Genomic DNA, 17,867 nt, shown 5'->3' with positions numbered 1-17,867 from the left:
TTAATGTCTATCAGGTGCCGCCCACAACGCGTGTCCTGAACGCGGACTGTCCGCTTCAGGAAACACCGGGCGTCAGGGCAGATGAACCATTCGGCGGAGATACGGGGAAATATCCATGCGAACATTCGGATCGGCGATTCTGGGCCTGGCGGCCGTCCTGCTGGCGGTTGCCGCCTTCTGCTCGGCCTGGTTGGCGGAACACGTGGTGTCGGACAACGGTTTTACCTCACTGGGGCAGCCGCTGGGAACGGACGCTGCTTTTCAGCAGAGCCTCTCCGAAGCAATCGGCCAGCAGGCTGCCGACAGCCTTCAGGTGCCCGCCGCCATCGAACCGTTCGTGGCGCCGCTGATCACCGGCGCAGTGCAGGGGGTGCAGTCGCTGCCCGAATACCCGCAGGCGTGGGATGAGACGCTCCGCCGCTCGCATGCCCAGACGTTCGACGGCGAAGGCGGGGTCACGCTGGACGTGGCGCCCCTGGTGGGGCTGGTGATCAACGGTGTGGGCAGTGAAACCGGAATAGAGGTGGCGCCGCCCGAGTCCTCACCCGTCCAGCTTGCCGGGGCGGACCAGCGCCGCTACCTGGAATTGCTGGTGTCTGCGGCCGAAGCCTGGCCGTTCCTGGCGCTCGGCGCAGCAGCTGCCGCAGTCCTGTCCCTGCTGGTTGCCCGGAGCCGGACCGCGGCCCTGGCCTGGCTCGGCCTTGGTGCCCTGCTCGCCGGAGGCCTGATGTGGATCGGTGCCGGCAGTCTTCCGGCGCTCGCCGAACGGCAGACCTACGGCAGCGCGGTTTCCGAAACGTTCGCTGCGGCTTTTTCCACCGAAGCCGCAGCCAGCCTGCAGGCCTGGACAATTCCCTTCCTCCTGGGAGCAGCCGTGCTCATGGTCCTGGGACTGTTGGCACGGTCACTGCGCGGAGTACTGCGCGGGCGACGGCGATAGCCGGCGCGGTACTGCAGCGGTGGGCAAGCGGAGGGCAACGCCGTAGTGCGCCGATAGCGGACGCCGTACCCTGCCGCCGATTGGAGGCCGGGGCAACCGATAGCATGGAGTCATGACCAGCACTGCCGTATCCGTGCCTATGCCCACCGTGCCCCGCCGGCGCCGCAGCCCCCAGGAAGTGGCCGCAGCCGCCCCTGTAAGCGGCCCCCGCCGCGTCCTGCTAGCCGCACCGCGCGGTTACTGCGCCGGTGTTGACCGTGCCGTGATCGCCGTGGAGAAGGCACTGGAGGCCTACGGGCCGCCCGTCTACGTGCGCAAGCAGATTGTGCACAACCTCCACGTCGTCCAGACACTCGAGGAAAAAGGGGCCATCTTCGTCGATGAAACCGACGAGGTCCCCGAGGGATCGCTGCTGATCTTTTCCGCCCACGGTGTTTCACCCGCCGTCGTGCAGTCAGCAGCGGACCGGAACCTGCAGACCATCGACGCCACCTGCCCGCTGGTCACCAAGGTCCATAAGGAAGCAGTCCGCTTTGCCCGCGATGACTTCGACATCCTGCTGATCGGACACGCCGGGCACGAGGAAGTTGAAGGCACCTACGGCGAAGCGCCGGAGCACACCCAGATTGTCAACGGTCCCGAAGACGTGGACAAGGTCACCGTCCGGGATCCGGACAAGGTCATCTGGCTCTCCCAGACCACGCTGAGCGTTGACGAGGCCATGCATACCGTGGAACTGCTGCGCAAGCGTTTCCCCACCCTGCAGGACCCGCCCAGCGATGACATTTGCTACGCCACCTCCAACCGCCAGACGGCCATCAAGAAGATCGCGCCTGAAGCGGATCTGGTCCTGGTGGTGGGTTCGGCGAACTCCTCGAACTCCGTCCGCCTGGTGGAAGTTGCCCTGGAATACGGAGCCAAAGCCTCCTACCGCGTCGATTTCGCCAACGAGGTGGACGAGCGCTGGTTCGAGGGCGTGAGCACGGTGGGCGTGACCTCCGGCGCTTCCGTGCCGGAAAGCCTGGTGCAGGAGGTCCTGAACCTGCTGGCCGATTACGGCTACGGCGACGTCGAGGAAGTGGTCACGGCACAGGAGGACATCATGTTCTCGCTGCCCAAGGAAATCCGCGCCACGCTCAAGGCCATGGGGGACACCTCCCGCGGTTTGGGAGGCCGGCGCGCCGGAGCCTAGCTCCGGCACCGGTATGATTGATTACCGTGGCTCTTACTATTGGCATCGTCGGCCTGCCCAACGTCGGCAAATCAACCCTGTTCAATGCGCTGACCCGCAATAACGTTCTGGCGGCGAACTATCCGTTCGCCACCATTGAACCGAACGTCGGCGTCGTCTCGCTTCCCGATCCGCGGCTGGCCAAGCTGGCCGAAATCCACGGCTCGGCGCGGATCCTGCCGGCCACGGTGTCCTTCGTGGACATTGCCGGCATCGTCAAGGGGGCGTCCGAAGGCGAAGGCCTGGGCAACCAGTTCCTGGCGAACATCCGTGAAGCCGAGGCGATCGCCCAGGTGATCCGCGTGTTCGATGACCCCGATGTCATCCACGTGGACGGCAAGGTGGATCCCCGCTCCGACATGGAGACCATCAACACCGAACTGATCCTTGCCGACCTGCAGACGCTGGAAAAGGCGATTCCGCGGGTGGAGAAGGAAGTCAAGATCAAGAAGCGCGACGCCGCGCAGCTGGCTGCCATGCAGGCGGCACAGACCGTGCTGGAGCGCGGCGACACCATCTTCTCCTCCGTGGAGAAGGACAAGCTGGACATGGAGCACCTGCGGGAGCTGAGCCTGCTCACCGCCAAGCCGTTCATTTACGTGTTCAACGTGGACGACGCCGTGCTGGGCAACCCGGAGCGCCAGGCGGAACTGCGCGAACTCGTGGCGCCGGCCGACGCCATCTTCCTCGACGCCAAGCTTGAAGCCGACCTGGTGGAGCTGGACGAAGAAGAAGCCCGCGAAATGCTCGAGATGAGCGGCCAGGAAGAGTCCGGCCTGGACAAGCTGGCCCGCGTCGGCTTCCACACCCTGGGCCTGCAGACCTACCTGACGGCCGGTCCCAAGGAAACCCGTGCATGGACCATCCGCAAGGGCGACACCGCCCCGCAGGCCGCCGGCGTCATCCACTCCGACTTCCAGCGCGGCTTCATCAAGGCTGAGGTTGTGTCTTTCGACGACCTGGTCGAGGCCGGTTCCATGGCTGAGGCCAAGTCCCGCGGCAAGGTCCGCATTGAAGGCAAGGACTACGTCATGGTCGACGGCGACGTGGTGGAGTTTAGGTTTAACGTCTAGACGCTTTGCGATAAAGGGCTGGTACGGCGATGAATGACTGCCGCACCAGCCCTTTTCGTTGCCTATCGGTGGGAAGGCGTGCTGTACCTGTTGCCGGAAGCTTTCAGGCTAGGCGCTGAGGTGGACTGCCTCGCTGAATAACACACAGCGACGCGCGCTGGAAACTGCCTCAGCTAATCACTCAGAGCGCGCTGCCGGACCATGCATATTTTCTGGCAGTTCTATCAGGAAGTAGTCGCGTATTACCTCCGTGAGGCCTGATGAGGTCGTAGCTGTTACCCCCGTGAGGTACACGGAACCGAGCTCGCTCTGCTTCGCGGGTTTATCAAGTACCAGTTCGAGGGCACCCCGTTGAGGGTGCGTGGAAATAGCAGAACTTGGAAACCAACCCCGAACCCTCGGGGTCCAGTCGCCTTTCGCGAAATTGAACTCGATGAAATGGGTTCGAGCGGGGTTGCTCGAAGCGAGTGAAGCGGAGGATCTCTCGAACGAAAGGATGCGCCGACTCGCAAAGATATCGGTCGACCGCAAAAAGTACCAGACACTATCGATGTAGCTGAGAGAGTCCTCCTGCGAAGGAGCGCCGCGGTCCTGATGCTCGACAGAGTTCCGAATTTCCTTCAACTGGCGCAAAATGAGTGGTCGCGCCAGCCCAAGCCGATTCAGCACTTCGAGCATGTCAGTATTTTTTGGCCATCCCAAAACCTGCTTAAGGGCGGCCATGTGATACTCCCCGTGTAACATTCGAACCCGAGATTCTATGGCGTTCCATAGCTTCTGAATGGCCGTCCCCCGGTGAATATCACTGGCCCCGGGCGTTAGAAGTTCGACGGCGAGATTCCAGTGAAGGTATGGACGTTCGGCTGCGTTCCTGTCGGTATCGCTGGCCGAATAGCCATCCCTATTCCATTCGTCCCAACAATGTGTCAGCCAAACGCGCGAATGATTTGGCGATGCTGATGGTTCATACCGCGGGTTCATGATTCGCCGACTCTATCTTAGATTCCCCCCGGTGGGCCGTTCTAATGTCCTGAGCTCACCCTTTGTCGCGTGCCTCGATGCCGCCACCACTGATCACCGTCAGACGACTTCCGCAACAGCACGTTGTGCTGCACGTATCAAACGACTTGGAGGGACCAAATTCCGGGGAGTAATCTCAGTAGCAAAAAGTCCGGACAGGCGTGCACCACGAGGAGTTATTCCCATCCGCCGTTGGGACGCTCGAGAATCCCGAAGACAACCCGCAGCCAGTTCGTCCTGATCCAAACCGCGACAGCGTGAGCGCAGCACTCTCTATGCACGTGACCTTGTCAGCGGCTCCATATGTGCAGCTGTCAGGGGCTTCTTAAGCGGCTGGCCTAGGCACGACCGGGACCCAGCCGCAGCCCATTGCGCATGGGGGCCGGCGCACAGAGAATCAGCGCATGGGCTCCCTGACTTTCAGCATCAACGTCACCCTGGACGGTTGCATCGATCACCGGGAGGGCATCGCCGACGACGAGACGCACGCATACTTCACCGCTCTCCTGGACCAGGCCGGTGCCATGCTTTGGGGTCGCGTCACGTACGAGATGATGGAGAGCGCCTGGCCGGCGGTTGCCCGCGGGGACGTTGAAGCGCCGGCGGCGATACGCAAGTGGGCGCTCCAGCTGGAAGCGAAACCCAAGTATGTGGTGTCGGCGACACGCAGCGACTTCCCGTGGAACAACAGCCACCGCATGGAAGGCGATCTGCGCACTGCCGTGCAGGATCTCAAGGACCGAACCCCGGACGGCGTGCTCCTCGGCAGCGGTCAGTTGGCGGCAGGGCTGGACCGGATGGACCTGATTGACGAGTACAGGTTCCTCGTGCATCCCAGAATCACGGGACACGGTCCCACCCTCTACAACGGGCTGCTCGACAGCACGCGCCGGCTCGAGCTGGTCTCGGCGGTTCCGCTCAGCAACGGTGCAATCTCTGTGCACTACCGGCGGGCTGCCTGAGGCCCACCGGGAAGGTTCGGCGCAGCTGCCGGGGGGATAAAATCCTCGTTCCTCGAAGCCCTACGAAGAGCGGCTCCACTGCAGGTAGGCCTGCGCGAGCTGGGCCTGAACCTCCGGCGCCGCTTCACGAATGGCATGGATCTGTGGCCGCGTGATCGTCGCAACCGCAACGATCACCTCCAGCGCGCTGAGGGTCCTCCGCACCGCCCCCTTGGTTCTCAGCGAAGCCAGCACCTGATCCAGCGCTTCGACGGCCGGGCGCTGAATCTCCGCCAGGGGAGTGGCGCTCAAATCGCCGGTGGTACCGGCCTGCAGCGCGAGGCCATCTGTCAGCGCACCCAGTTCCATGGACATCAGCTGCGCTAGAAGCTTCTCCCACGACGCCGCAGCGTTCGTTTCAAGCCCGGCACGGGCCTCGTGTGCGGCCTCCTGGATGCCCTCGACGGTGTCCTGGACCACGGCCCGGACCAGATCATCGCGGGAGGGGAAATTGCGGTACAGGGTTGCGATGCCCACCCCGCTCGCTGCGGCCACCGTCTCGAGCGCAGCGTCGCCGCCCCGCTGGGCAAATATGTGCCTCGCATTGGCGATGATCGTTTTTCTCCGCCGTGCAGCGTCAGCCCTCATCCCAGCTCCTTCAAGTTGACTCCCAGTCTAAACCGGAGGAACATCATCCGGTAGAAGCGGAGGAAATCCCTCCACATACGTTTGAAGGATCCATGACAACTCAAGCGCCGGCATCCGGCTCCCATCGAAAGCACGCAGCCATCTGGGCGGGCCTGACCATCGGGCTCTCCGTCATTCTGCTTGCACTTCTCATGCTCTTCATCTCTCCCTCCCTCCTTTCCGGGCCGCGGGACTTGGGCCTGGGCGTAGTCGGAACACAGGAGAATGCAGCATCGGTCTCGGAAACCCTGGAGTCCCAGTCACCAGGGGCTTTCATCGTCCGGGCCTATGAAGGTCCCGACGATTTGGAGCAGGGAATCCGGGACCGGGAAATCGTCGGCGGCTTCGACTTCTCAGGTCCGGACGACATGCACGTATACGTGGCAAGTGCCGGCTCGACGGCGGTGTCCGGAACAGTCAGCAACGTCGGCGCCACAATGGCGGGCAGTAAGGGGCAGACGGCGGAGATCGTGGACGTGGTTCCGCTTCCTGATGACGACCCGACGGGTGTCGGCATCGGAGGCCTGGCCTTTCCGCTGGTGTTCGGCGGCATTGTGCCGGCCGTGGCGTTCCGTTCCATGCTGTCCGGACAACGCTGGTGGATCTTTGCCGGGCTCACCGGCTTTGCAGTGGCAGGAGGGTTCGTCGTCGCGGTGGTTCTGAAGTACCTGTTCGGCAGCATTGAGGGTCCGCTGGTCCCGGTTGCGGCCAGCGTTGCCCTGGGCATTGCAGCGCTTGCGCTTCCGCTGGCCGCTCTCAATGAGTGTTTTGGTGCGAAGGGCTTCACTATCGCCGCTATGTCCATGATGTTTGTAGGCAATCCCTTTGCCGGAATCGCCACCAGCGCCCAGTGGCTTCCAAGCGGCGTTGCGATGATCGGCCAGCTCCTGCCGCCGGGCGCTGCCGGCACCCTCGTCCGCGCCGTGGCCTATTTCGACGGCGCCGGCGGAGGCGCTGCGGCTCTGACGCTGGGAGTCTGGGTTCTGGCGGGGGCTGTGCTGTGGTTTAGCGGCCCGCGCATCACAGCCGCCAAGGCCAGGAAAGAGGCAGCACTCGCTGCGGCCTAGGAACACGGCCTGGAGTGCGTCAGTTGGGCTGACCCGGCCCAGCGAGGCTCAGCATCCCTCGCGGCTGTGGAAATCTCCAAAATCACCGATCAAATCCGCGACGCCGCCGGATTCGCAGTTGGTGTAAATGAGCGTCGTATAAAGCCCCGCGGACACCAGCAGGCCAGCAGCAAAGACGAGGAACAGAATCAACTTCACGAGCTTCTGGGACAAGGGAACGACTCTTCTCTGCTAGCGGTGTGCGGCACTCGTCAGCCACGAGTCTGCCACGAACGGCGGCCGTGTACCCGCAGCCTAGCTGCTGACCCCCAGCGCCTTGCCGATGGTGGAACCGTCAGCGAGAACCCCGAGCAGGCAGGAGGCAAGGTCGCGGCGCGGAATTGATCCGCCCAGCGTTCCATCGTCCCCGGTTTCCTGGGCCTTCCAGTTGCCGGACGGTTCCTTGTTCGTGAGGCCGGTCGGCCGGACAATCGTCCAGTCCAAGCCGGACGCTTTCACGGCGGACTCCTGGCCGTTGTGATCGGCCAGCGCCTTGGCAAGCACCACCCGCATGATCACCCGCAGCGGGCCGGGCAGCTGTGAGCCGGAGTCTCCGGCCCCCAGGGAAGACTGCACCACGAGCCGGCGCACGCCTTCCTTCTGCATGGCGGTCATGACGGCCCGGGTGACTGCCGTGCGCTGGCGGGCAACCCCCTTGGCGCCGCCAACGGTAACGACGACGGCGTCCGCCCCGGCCACTGCAGATGCGGCGGCTGCAGGATCAGTCGCATTGCCGGTGACGGCGCGGGCACCGGCGGGCGCGCGGCCGCTGCGCGAGAGAACCGTTACGTCATGCCCCGCTGCCAGGGCAAGGGACGCCAGCTCGGCCCCGGTGCCGCTCGAGCCGCCGATAAGGGTGATCTTCACGTGATCCTCTGCTTCGTTGTGGGCGTTCCTGCCTTCGAGCATCTTATCGGGCTGGTGATCCGGGCCGGTCCGCGGACGCCCCGGCACGGGATGGCACCGAAACCTGTTGCGCCCCGAAATTCGCGCGGTGTGCAATTATCACAAGGTGTGCGATCGACGCCATATCGTCCCGGGGAGCAAGAAATGCGTTTGAACCGCCTGACCAAGCTGGCTGCTGCCTGCGCTGCAGCCGTCCTGGCCCTGGGTGCCTGTACCGCAAACGACGAGGGCAGCGAGGAGTCGGCCGGCGCCCTGCCCGTGCCGGGCGGCGAAATTTCCGTCGCGGAGGCCGGCGTCGTTGATTCCTTCAATCCGCAGACGGCAGCGGGGAACACCGACATCAACCGCAAGCTCGCCTACGCCACGCACTCGGGCTTCAACTACGTGGACAACAACCTCGAGATTGTCCCGCTGGAGCAGTTCGGCAGCTACGAGCAGGTCTCCGAAGATCCGCTGACAGTCAAGTACACGGTCAACGAGGGAGTCGCCTGGTCCGACGGCGCACCCGTGAGTGCCGATGACATGATGCTGGCCTGGGCAGCGGCGTCGGGACGGTTCGACGACGAAGTCCTCGCCGCGGACGGAACCCCCATCTCCGGAACCCGCTATTTCGACTACGCCGGTTCCACCGAAGCGCTGGGCCTGACCGGGCTGCCCGAAATCGGCGACGACAACCGGTCCGTCACCTTCACGTATTCGCAGCCGTACGCCGACTGGGAGACAGCCTTCGGATCACTGTCCGACAGCAGCGGAATAGCGGTCCCGGCCCACATCGTGGCGCAGGGGGCCGGACTGGCCGACGAAAAGGAGCTGACGGAGCTGATCCGGGAGACTCCGGGCGGGGATCCCCTGAACCCGGCACCGGTAAACCCGGAACTCCGGGCCGTGGCCGACTACTGGAACACGGCCTTCAGCGCGCAGACGCTTCCCGAGGACCCCGCCCTCTACCTCTCCAACGGACCCTTTATCGTCTCCGCCATCGATCCCGGGGTCTCCCTCACCCTGGTCCGGAACGAGGACTACACCTGGGGCGCTGAGCCGGAACTGGACGAAATTAGCGTTCGCTTTCTGCAGGACCCCGCAGCTCAGACCGCAGCCCTGAAGGACGGAACGGTGGACATCGTTTCCCCGCAGCCCGACGGCGGCACTCTTCCGGACCTGGAGGCTTTGGAAGCCCTGGGCAACGTCAACCTGCACTGGGGCAACCAACTGGCCTATGACCACCTGGACCTGACCTTCGACGGAGTGTTCGAGTCCGACGACGTACGCGAAGCCTTCCTGAAGACGGTTCCGCGCCAGGCCATCGTTGACGCAACCGTGCAGCGTCTGCAGCCGGGAGCGGAGCCCCTGGATTCCCAGATCTTCCTCACCGACCAGGCCGGGTACGAGGAATCCGCAGCCGAAAACGGGTCCGAAGAATTTGCCGCCGTGGACGTGGAAGGCGCCCGGGCACTGCTCGACGGCGAGGCGCCGGCCGTGCGTGTCCTGTATGACCGTGACAACGCCTACCGTGCCGAAGCCTTCCGGCTGATCCGGGACTCCGCAGCCGAGGCCGGCTTCGACGTGGTCGACGGCGGCCTGCCGGCGGGGGAGTGGGCGGCCCGGCTGGGAACCGGAACCTACGACGCGGTGATTTTCGGCTGGACTGCCAGCGGCGTGGGCGTGGCAGGCGTACCGCAGATCTTTGCCACCGGCGCCGCCTCCAACTACAACGGTTTTTCCAGTCCGGACGCGGACGAGCTGATGGCTGAACTGGTGACGGAAACCGACACCCGGAGCCGGGAGGAACTCCAGGCCGATATTGACCGGCTGATCTGGGAAGCGCACTACGGGCTGCCGCTGTACCAGCTGCCCGGCCTGCAGGCCTCGGCGGACACCGTTGAGGGCGTGGAATACATGCCGAACTCCACCGGCCTGTGGTGGAACGTCTGGGAATGGAGAGTGCTGCGGTAGCCGGTAGCCGCGGGCCTGGGGGCGCCGAGTATGACATGAGTCACCCCGCAAACCTATAATTGCGTCGTAATATGATGCGCGTATATCGAATCGTTACATCTTCATGTGTTTCTATGTATTTCCGCCTCTGATAAGCCGTTTTGTCCACTTTGGGGGCCTCCGGACGGGCGCGTCTGTCATTTGGGCCGTCCCGGAGTGAGTACGGTATGGGCCAAAGGCAATTGCTTTTGAATTTGTGAGTGGGCTCACTAGGTAGCCTCACTGCCGGCGCTACGCGCTCGGATCCAGAAACTAAGGAGGCGGAATGCGTTTCACACGCACTCCCAAACTACTCAGCGTTGCAGCCGTGGCCCTTCTGGCACTGACGGCCTGCGGCGGCGGCGACACCTCGAACGAGGCGGGCGCCGAAGGCGACACGAGTCGTGTCATTGTTGCGGACAACGCAGAGCCCCAGAATCCGCTGATCCCCACCAACACCAACGAGGTGGGCGGCGGCGCGGTACTGGATCTGCTCTTCGCCGGCCTGATCAGCTATGACGCTGACGGCAAGCCGCAGAACGAAATGGCCGAGTCGATTGAGACCGAGGACGCCCAGAACTACACCATCACCCTGAAGGAGGGAAAGACCTTCAGCAACGGTGAGCCCGTAACCGCGGCGACCTTCGTGGATGCCTGGAACTACGGTGCCGCTGCGAAGAACGCGCAGCTCTCGAGCTACTTCTTCGAAAGCATCCAGGGCTATGACGAAGCCAGCGCCGAAGGCTCCACCGTGGAAACCATGTCCGGCCTGAAGGTAGTGGATGACACGACCTTCACTGTCGCCCTGAAGCAGCCGGAGTCCGACTGGCAGCTGCGCCTGGGTTACAGCGCCTTCTACCCGATGCTGGCGGAAGCACTGGCAGATCCGGCTACCTACGGCGAAAACCCCGTGGGCAACGGCCCGTACAAGTTCGACGGCGAAGGCGCCTGGGAGCACAACCAGCAGATCAAGCTGGTTCCGAACGAGTCTTACGAAGGCCCCCAGGAAGCCCAGAACGCGGGCGTGACGTTCAAGATCTACCAGAACGACACCACGGCCTACCAGGACCTCATCTCAGACAACCTGGACGTCCTCAAGGTCATCCCGACCTCCGACGTGAAGAACTTCAAGAACGACCTCGGCGAAGAGCGGTCCATCGAGTCCCCGTACGCCGGGAACCAGACCCTCGCCATCCCGTATTACCTCGAGAACTGGAGCGGCGAAGCCGGCAAGCTCCGCCGCCAGGCCCTGTCCATGTCCATCGACCGCGAAGAGATCACCCGCGTGATCTTCAACAACGGCCGGACCCCGGCAGCGGACTTCACCGCTCCGGTGCTGGACGGATACAAGGACGATCTTCCGGGCAGCGAAAACCTGGAGTTCAACCCGGACGAGGCCAAGAAGCTGTGGGAAGAAGCCGAGAAGCTTGCTCCCTACGATGCTTCGGAACCCCTGACGATCGCGTACAACGCGGACAAGGGCGATCACAAGACCTGGGTCGAAGCTGTGGTCAACAATGTCAAGAACAACCTCGGCATTGAGATCACGGGCAAGCCCTACGCCACCTTCAAGGAAGCCCGCACCGAGGCTACCGACGGCGTCCTGACCGGCGCCATCCGCTCGGGCTGGCAGGCGGATTACCCGTCGCTGTACAACTTCCTCGGCCCGATCTACGCCACGGGAGCCGGCTCCAACGACGCACGTTACGAGAACCCCGAGTTCGATGAACTGCTCAGCACGGGCCTCGCGGCAACCTCCGTCGAAGAAGGCAACGAGGTCATGAACGAAGCACAGGAAATGCTTCTGGAAGACCTGCCCGCCATTCCGCTGTGGTACCAGGTCGCCCAGGGCGGCTGGAGCACCAATGTAGACAACGTTGAATTCGGCTGGAACGGCGTGCCGCTGTACCACGCCATCACCGGCAAGTAATTCCGACAGCGCAAGGGCCCGGCTGCGGTTGCAGCCGGGCCCTTGGGCCGTTCCAAAGTAAAGGTGCTCTTTAGAATGAGTTTCACCAACCCCCCTCAGCGGGCATGCCCCGCGCGGCAGGGAGACATCTGATGACCGGATATGTCCTCAGGCGCTTCCTCCAGTTAATCCCCGTGTTCCTCGGCGCAACGCTGCTCCTGTATTTCCTGGTCTTCAGCCTTCCCGGCGACGCCACTGCCGCCATCTGCGGCGAAAAGGGCTGCACGCCCGCCGTCGAAGCCTCGCTGCGCGCCCAGTACAACCTGGACCAGCCCTTCTTTATGCAGTACCTGCTGTATCTGAAGGGTGTGCTGACCTTCGATCTCGGAACCAACTTCGCTGGCCGCGAAATCGCGACCATCATTGGTGAGGTTTTCCCGACCACCGCCAAGCTGGCCGTGATGGCCCTGGTCTTCGAAGCCGTCTTCGGCATTGTCTTCGGCCTGTTCGCCGGACTGCGCAAGGGCAAGTTCTTCGACTCGACGGTCCTGGTAGTTTCCCTCGTGGTCATCTCCGTCCCGATCTTCGTGCTCGGTTTCCTCATGCAGTTCGTCTTTGGCGTCAAACTCGCCTGGACCAATCCAACGGTCAGCGGCGCCGCAGGCTTCACCGAACTGCTGCTGCCCGCGATTGTGCTGGGCCTGGTGTCCTTCGCCTATGTGCTGCGCCTGACTCGCACCAGCGTTATTGAAAACGCCAACGCCGACTATGTGCGCACTGCAACGGCCAAGGGGCTCAGCCGCCCCCGCGTCGTGACAGTGCACATTCTGCGGAACTCCATGATTCCGGTCGCCACCTTCCTGGGTGCGGATCTTGGCGCCCTGATGGGCGGCGCGATCGTGACCGAAGGAATCTTCAACGTCAACGGCGTCGGCAACACCCTGTACCGCGCCGTGCTCAACGGTGAAGGTCCGGTTGTCGTCTCGATCGTCACCGTGCTCATCCTGATTTTTTGCCTCGCCAACCTGTTGGTAGACCTGCTGTACGCGTGGCTGGACCCGAGGATTCGATATGCCTGAGAATGACCAAACCATGACCCCCGCTAGCCGCGGAAAAGTCTCCCCCTATCCCATTGAGCACTTCGTGGCGGATCTGGACGAAACGCCGGTGGCCGCCGTGGACAGTGCAACCAGCGACGGTGCTCCCCGCAGTCTCTGGAGCGAAGCCTGGCGCAGCCTGCGCAAGCAGCCGCTGTTCATCATCAGTGCCCTCCTTCTGCTGATCGTGGTTGTGGTGGCACTGTTCCCGGGCATGTTCACCAGCCAGCAGCCCAACGACAACTGCCTGCTTGCCAACTCCGACGGCGGCCCCGCCCCGGGCCACCCGCTTGGCTTCACCCAGCAGGGATGCGACATCCTGGCCCGCGTGGTCTACGGCACCCGCTCCTCACTGCTGGTCGGCCTGATGGCGACCCTCGGCGTCGTCCTCATCGGCGGCATCATTGGCGCACTGGCCGGTTTCTTCGGCGGCTGGATCGATGCCATCCTGGCCCGCCTGGGTGACATCTTCTTTGCCCTGCCGCTGATCCTCGGTGCGATCGTCGTCGTCCAGCTTCCGTTCTTCCGCGAGAACCGCAACGTCTGGACGATGGTGCTGATCCTCGTAGCGTTTGGGTGGCCGCAGGTGGCCCGCATTACCCGCGGCGCCGTCCTTGAGGTCCGAAACGCGGATTTCGTCACGGCCGCACGCTCCCTGGGTGTCTCCCGGATGTCGGCACTGATCAAGCACGTCATCCCCAATGCCGTTGCACCCGTCATCGTGATCGCCACCATCTCGCTCGGTACCTTCATCGTGGCGGAATCCACGCTGTCCTTCCTGGGCATTGGACTGCCGCCGGACGTCATGTCCTGGGGCAACGACATTTTCTCCGCGAAGCCTTCCCTGCGCACCAATCCGACGGCAATCTTCTGGCCCGGCCTTGCCCTGTCGCTGACCGTGCTGTCCTTCATCATGCTTGGTGATGCCCTGCGGGATGCGCTCGACCCGAAGTCGCGCAAGCGATGACTAAGGATGTGACCATGTCCACGACCCCCAAGGCGGACACCGCTGCCTCGGCACAGGCCCGGGACGGACAGCCGCAGCCGCTGCTCGAACTCCGGGACCTTGCCATTACCTTCAAGACCAACAACGGCGACGTCCCTGCGGTGCGCAATGCACACCTGACGATCATGCCCGGGGAAACCGTGGCGATCGTGGGGGAGTCCGGATCCGGCAAGTCGACGACGGCCCTGGCCGCCATCGGCCTGCTGCCCGGAAACGGTGCAGTCACCGGCGGAAGCATCATCTTTGACGGCGAAGACATCACCCACGCCAGCGAAAAGCGCATTGTTGAACTGCGCGGCTCCTCCATCGGCATGGTTCCCCAGGATCCGATGTCCAACCTGAACCCGGTCTGGAAGATCGGTTTTCAGGTCAAGGAAACACTGCGGGCGAACGGCCTGCCGCACGATGCCAAGGACGTTGCCCAGGTCCTGTCCGAGGCCGGACTGCCGGACGCCGCGGCGCGGGCCAACCAGTACCCGCACGAGTTCTCCGGCGGGATGCGCCAGCGGGCCCTGATCGCCATCGGCCTGTCCTGCCGGCCGCGCCTGCTCATCGCCGACGAGCCGACGTCGGCCCTGGACGTGACCGTGCAGCGCCAGATCCTGGACCACCTGGACCGGATGACCGATGAACTCGGCACCGCCGTCCTGCTGATTACGCACGACCTCGGCCTCGCAGCCGAGCGTGCGCACAAGGTAGTGGTGATGTACAAGGGCCAGGTAGTGGAGTCCGGGCCTGCCCTGGAAATCCTGCGGAACCCGCAGCATCCGTATACACGCAAGCTCGTGGAGTCCGCGCCGTCGCTGGCCTCGCGCCGGATCGAAACAGCGAGGACCCTCGGCGTGGAAAACGACGAGGTCCTCGCCTCCGGCCCCGAAACCGCGCGCACCGACAACGTCATTGAGGTCAAGCACCTGAGCAAGGTGTTCAACCTGCGCGGGGCCCTGGGCAAGTCGACGGAGTTCACCGCCGTCGACGACGTGTCCTTCTCCATTCCGCGCGGCACCACCACCGCCGTCGTGGGCGAATCGGGCTCCGGCAAGTCCACGGTGGCCCGCATGGTCCTGGGACTGGAAACAGCCACCAAGGGCGACATCCTGTTCGACGGTGTGGACATCACCACGCTGAACCGGCGGAAGATGTTCGATTTCCGCCGCCGTGTCCAGCCCATCTTCCAGGACCCCTACGGCTCGCTGGACCCGATGTACAACATCTACCGGACGATCGAGGAGCCCCTGCGGGTCCACGGCATCGGCGATGCCAAGAGCCGGGAGAAAAAGGTCCGCGCACTGCTGGAGCAGGTCTCCCTGCCGGCGTCGATGATGCGGCGCTACCCGAACGAGCTCTCCGGCGGCCAGCGCCAGCGCGTGGCCATTGCCCGGGCGCTTGCCCTGGACCCGGAAGTGGTGATCTGCGACGAGGCCGTTTCGGCCCTGGATGTCCTGGTCCAGGCGCAGATCCTGAACCTCCTGGCCGACCTGCAGTCTGAGCTGGGCCTGAGCTACCTCTTCATTACGCATGACCTCGCGGTGGTGCGGCAGATCGCCGACCGGGTCTGCGTGATGCAGAAGGGCAAGATCGTGGAGACCGGAACCACTGATGATGTGTTCGGGAACCCGCAGCAGGACTACACGCGGGCCCTGCTGGCAGCCATTCCCGGCGCCGGATTGATGCTTCCGCCGGAAGTGGCGTAGCGTTCCGGTTACCGTTAGCAGTGCTTTCGGAAGGCAGGCAGTCCGCGCGGCTGCCTGCCTTCCGCTGTGCCGGCGCCGGTTTGCCGGGTCATCGGCGATGTCCCGGAGCACCTGCCTGCCGCGGCCCAAGTTCGTCCATTAGGGAACTTATGATCTTCGGATTAGAATGGTAGCGTGCCCGCTGACGGCGGCGCCTTCGGTACATTCTTACGGAGCATACGTGTAGAGCGGGATTCGTACAGAACGGCCGGATTGACCCGGGAATACTAGCCGGGCTACCGTGCACCACCTTCGAACTTATCTCCTATGAATTGAGTCCTCACGCATGTCAGAAACCAACACGGCTGTAAATACCGCAGTACGAAGCGATCTCCGCAACGTTGCGATTGTGGCCCACGTTGACCACGGTAAGACGACCCTCGTCGACGCCATGCTGAAGCAGACGAACTCGTTTGCGGCCCACGGAAACGTGGAAGAACGCGTGATGGACTCCGGTGACCTGGAGCGCGAAAAGGGCATCACCATCCTGGCCAAGAACACCACGGTGTTCTACAACGGCCCGGCTGCCAAGGGCGAAACGATCACCATCAACGTCATCGACACCCCCGGCCACGCCGACTTCGGCGGCGAGGTTGAGCGCGGTCTGTCCATGGTTGACGGCGTTGTCCTCCTCGTTGACGCTTCCGAGGGCCCGCTGCCGCAGACCCGCTTCGTGCTGCGCAAGGCGCTGGCCGCCAAGCTGCCCGTCATCCTGCTGGTCAACAAGACCGACCGCCCCGACTCCCGCATCGACGAGGTTGTCAGCGAAGCCATGGACCTGCTCCTGGGCCTGGCCTCCGACCTCGCGGACGAAGTTCCGGACCTCGATCTGGACCTCGTCCTGAACGTTCCGGTCGTTTACGCAGCAGCTCGGGTCGGTGCAGCTTCACTGGAGCAGCCGGCAGACGGCTCCGCTCCGGCCAATGACAACCTGGAGCCGCTGTTCCAGACGATCATCGAGCACATCCCGGCGCCGACCTACAACCCGGACGGCGTCCTGCAGGCCCACGTGACCAACCTGGACGCCTCGCCGTTCCTGGGCCGCCTGGCCCTGCTGCGCATCTTCAACGGCACCCTGCACAAGGGCCAGACCGTTGCCTGGGCACGTGCCGACGGCACCCTGAAGTCCGTCAAGATCACCGAGCTGCTGGCCACCAAGGCCCTGGATCGCGTTCCGACCGATTCCGCCGGCCCCGGTGAAATCGTTGCTGTTGCCGGTATCGAGGACATCACCATCGGTGAAACCCTCACCGACATCGACAACCCGATGCCGCTGCCGCTGATCACGGTCGACGATCCGGCCATCTCCATGACCATCGGTATCAACACCTCGCCGCTGGCCGGCCGGGTCAAGGGCGCGAAGGTTACCGCCCGCCAGGTCAAGGACCGCCTTGACAAGGAACTGATCGGTAACGTTTCGCTGAAGGTTCTGCCGACCGAGCGTCCGGATGCCTGGGAAGTCCAGGGCCGCGGCGAGCTCGCGCTGGCCATCCTCGTGGAGCAGATGCGCCGCGAAGGCTTCGAACTGACCGTGGGCAAGCCTCAGGTTGTTACCAAGCAGATCGACGGCAAGAAGTGCGAGCCGATGGAGCACATGACCATCGACGTACCCGAGGAATACCTCGGCGCCGTGACGCAGCTGATGGCTGTCCGCAAGGGCCGCATGGTCAACATGGCCAACCACGGCACCGGCTGGGTCCGCATGGAATTCATCGTTCCGGCCCGAGGCCTGATCGGTTTCCGCACCAAGTTCCTCACGGAAACCCACGGCGCCGGCATCTCCTCCTCCATCGCCGAGGGCTACGAGCCCTGGGTTGGTCCGATCGAGTACCGCACCAACGGCTCGCTGATCGCTGACCGCTCCGGCGTCGTCACTCCGTTCGCGATGATCAAGCTGCAGGAACGCGGCTCCTTCTTCGTGGAGCCCACCTCCGAGGTGTACGAGGGCATGATCGTCGGCGAGAACTCCCGCGCCGATGACATGGACGTGAACATCACGAAGGAAAAGCAGCTCACCAACATGCGTGCCGCTTCCTCGGACACCTTCGAGAACCTGACCCCGCCGCGCAAGCTGACTCTGGAAGAGTCCCTCGAATTCGCCCGCGAAGACGAGTGCGTGGAAGTAACCCCGGAGTCCATCCGCATCCGCAAGCTGGTGCTGAACGCTTCGGAGCGTGCCAAGGTAACCCGCGCACGCGCCAAGGGCTAACAGCATTTCGGAAGCATTGAGCCCCGTCCGCCGGGCCC

The 17,867-nt window shown here is 63.7% G+C and carries 15 protein-coding genes; 11 read left to right on the top strand and 4 right to left on the bottom strand.

Going from position 1 to position 17,867, the window contains the following annotated elements; genetic code table 11:
- Window positions 1–115 precede the first annotated feature (115 nt).
- The 3 genes from M1D40_RS13725 (at window position 116) to ychF (ending at window position 3,244) form a co-directional block, all read left to right on the top strand.
- Window positions 116–940: a hypothetical protein gene (locus M1D40_RS13725; protein ID WP_461169179.1), complete on the top strand. Its 825-nt coding sequence runs from the start codon at window positions 116–118 to the stop codon at window positions 938–940.
- 112 nt (window positions 941–1,052) lie between these two features.
- Complete coding sequence (locus tag M1D40_RS13720) at window positions 1,053–2,132, top strand: 4-hydroxy-3-methylbut-2-enyl diphosphate reductase (protein WP_341393448.1); 1,080 nt, start codon at window positions 1,053–1,055, stop codon at window positions 2,130–2,132.
- Window positions 2,133–2,158: 26 nt separating this feature from the next.
- A complete protein-coding gene (gene ychF / locus M1D40_RS13715; protein ID WP_341393449.1) occupies window positions 2,159–3,244 on the top strand; it encodes a redox-regulated ATPase YchF in 1,086 nt (361 codons plus the stop codon).
- Between the two features lie 177 nt (window positions 3,245–3,421).
- On the opposite strand, the gene M1D40_RS13710 is transcribed toward ychF, so the two are convergent.
- The gene (locus M1D40_RS13710) at window positions 3,422–3,967 is read right to left on the bottom strand and encodes a hypothetical protein (RefSeq protein WP_461169178.1); all 546 of its coding nucleotides are present in this window, start codon (window positions 3,965–3,967) and stop codon (window positions 3,422–3,424) included.
- Window positions 3,968–4,668: 701 nt separating this feature from the next.
- On the opposite strand from M1D40_RS13710, the gene M1D40_RS13705 reads away from it, so the two are divergent.
- A complete protein-coding gene (locus M1D40_RS13705) occupies window positions 4,669–5,226 on the top strand; it encodes a dihydrofolate reductase family protein (RefSeq protein WP_461169177.1) in 558 nt (185 codons plus the stop codon).
- Between the two features lie 60 nt (window positions 5,227–5,286).
- Here the strand turns inward: M1D40_RS13705 and M1D40_RS13700 are convergent, their stop codons facing one another.
- Window positions 5,287–5,853: a TetR/AcrR family transcriptional regulator gene (locus M1D40_RS13700; protein ID WP_461169176.1), complete on the bottom strand. Its 567-nt coding sequence runs from the start codon at window positions 5,851–5,853 to the stop codon at window positions 5,287–5,289.
- Window positions 5,854–5,945: 92 nt separating this feature from the next.
- Between M1D40_RS13700 and M1D40_RS13695 the strand changes: the two genes are divergently transcribed.
- A complete protein-coding gene (locus M1D40_RS13695) occupies window positions 5,946–6,959 on the top strand; it encodes a hypothetical protein (protein WP_461169175.1) in 1,014 nt (337 codons plus the stop codon).
- Window positions 6,960–7,007: 48 nt separating this feature from the next.
- Here M1D40_RS13695 and M1D40_RS13690 read toward each other — a convergent pair whose 3' ends face one another.
- A complete protein-coding gene (locus M1D40_RS13690) occupies window positions 7,008–7,172 on the bottom strand; it encodes a hypothetical protein (RefSeq protein WP_341393459.1) in 165 nt (54 codons plus the stop codon).
- 81 nt (window positions 7,173–7,253) lie between these two features.
- On the bottom strand, window positions 7,254–7,865 hold the full coding sequence (locus tag M1D40_RS13685) for an NAD(P)-dependent oxidoreductase (protein WP_461169174.1): 612 nt from the start codon (window positions 7,863–7,865) through the stop codon (window positions 7,254–7,256).
- 183 nt (window positions 7,866–8,048) lie between these two features.
- On the opposite strand from M1D40_RS13685, the gene M1D40_RS13680 reads away from it, so the two are divergent.
- From M1D40_RS13680 to typA, 6 genes are all read left to right on the top strand, one after another.
- Window positions 8,049–9,857 (top strand): ABC transporter family substrate-binding protein, encoded by a 1,809-nt coding sequence (locus M1D40_RS13680; RefSeq protein ID WP_461169173.1) that lies wholly within the window; start codon window positions 8,049–8,051, stop codon window positions 9,855–9,857.
- A 304-nt stretch (window positions 9,858–10,161) separates the two neighbouring features.
- Window positions 10,162–11,805, top strand: a complete 1,644-nt coding sequence (locus M1D40_RS13675; RefSeq protein WP_341393462.1) for a peptide ABC transporter substrate-binding protein — start codon at window positions 10,162–10,164, stop codon at window positions 11,803–11,805.
- Between the two features lie 131 nt (window positions 11,806–11,936).
- Window positions 11,937–12,863 (top strand): ABC transporter permease, encoded by a 927-nt coding sequence (locus M1D40_RS13670; RefSeq protein WP_341393463.1) that lies wholly within the window; start codon window positions 11,937–11,939, stop codon window positions 12,861–12,863.
- 13 nt (window positions 12,864–12,876) lie between these two features.
- On the top strand, window positions 12,877–13,848 hold the full coding sequence (locus M1D40_RS13665; protein WP_461171064.1) for an ABC transporter permease: 972 nt from the start codon (window positions 12,877–12,879) through the stop codon (window positions 13,846–13,848).
- A 14-nt stretch (window positions 13,849–13,862) separates the two neighbouring features.
- Entirely contained in the window at window positions 13,863–15,581 is a 1,719-nt protein-coding gene (locus M1D40_RS13660) for an ABC transporter ATP-binding protein (RefSeq protein ID WP_461169172.1), read from the top strand.
- Between the two features lie 325 nt (window positions 15,582–15,906).
- Window positions 15,907–17,829: a translational GTPase TypA gene (gene typA, locus M1D40_RS13655; RefSeq protein ID WP_341393465.1), complete on the top strand. Its 1,923-nt coding sequence runs from the start codon at window positions 15,907–15,909 to the stop codon at window positions 17,827–17,829.
- The last annotated feature ends 38 nt before the right edge of the window (window positions 17,830–17,867 follow it).

It is taken from the genome of Arthrobacter sp. Z1-15, from assembly GCF_054792395.1.
The sequence above is the reverse complement of the archived record's forward strand: the minus strand, read 5'-3'. Positions and strand labels throughout refer to the sequence as shown.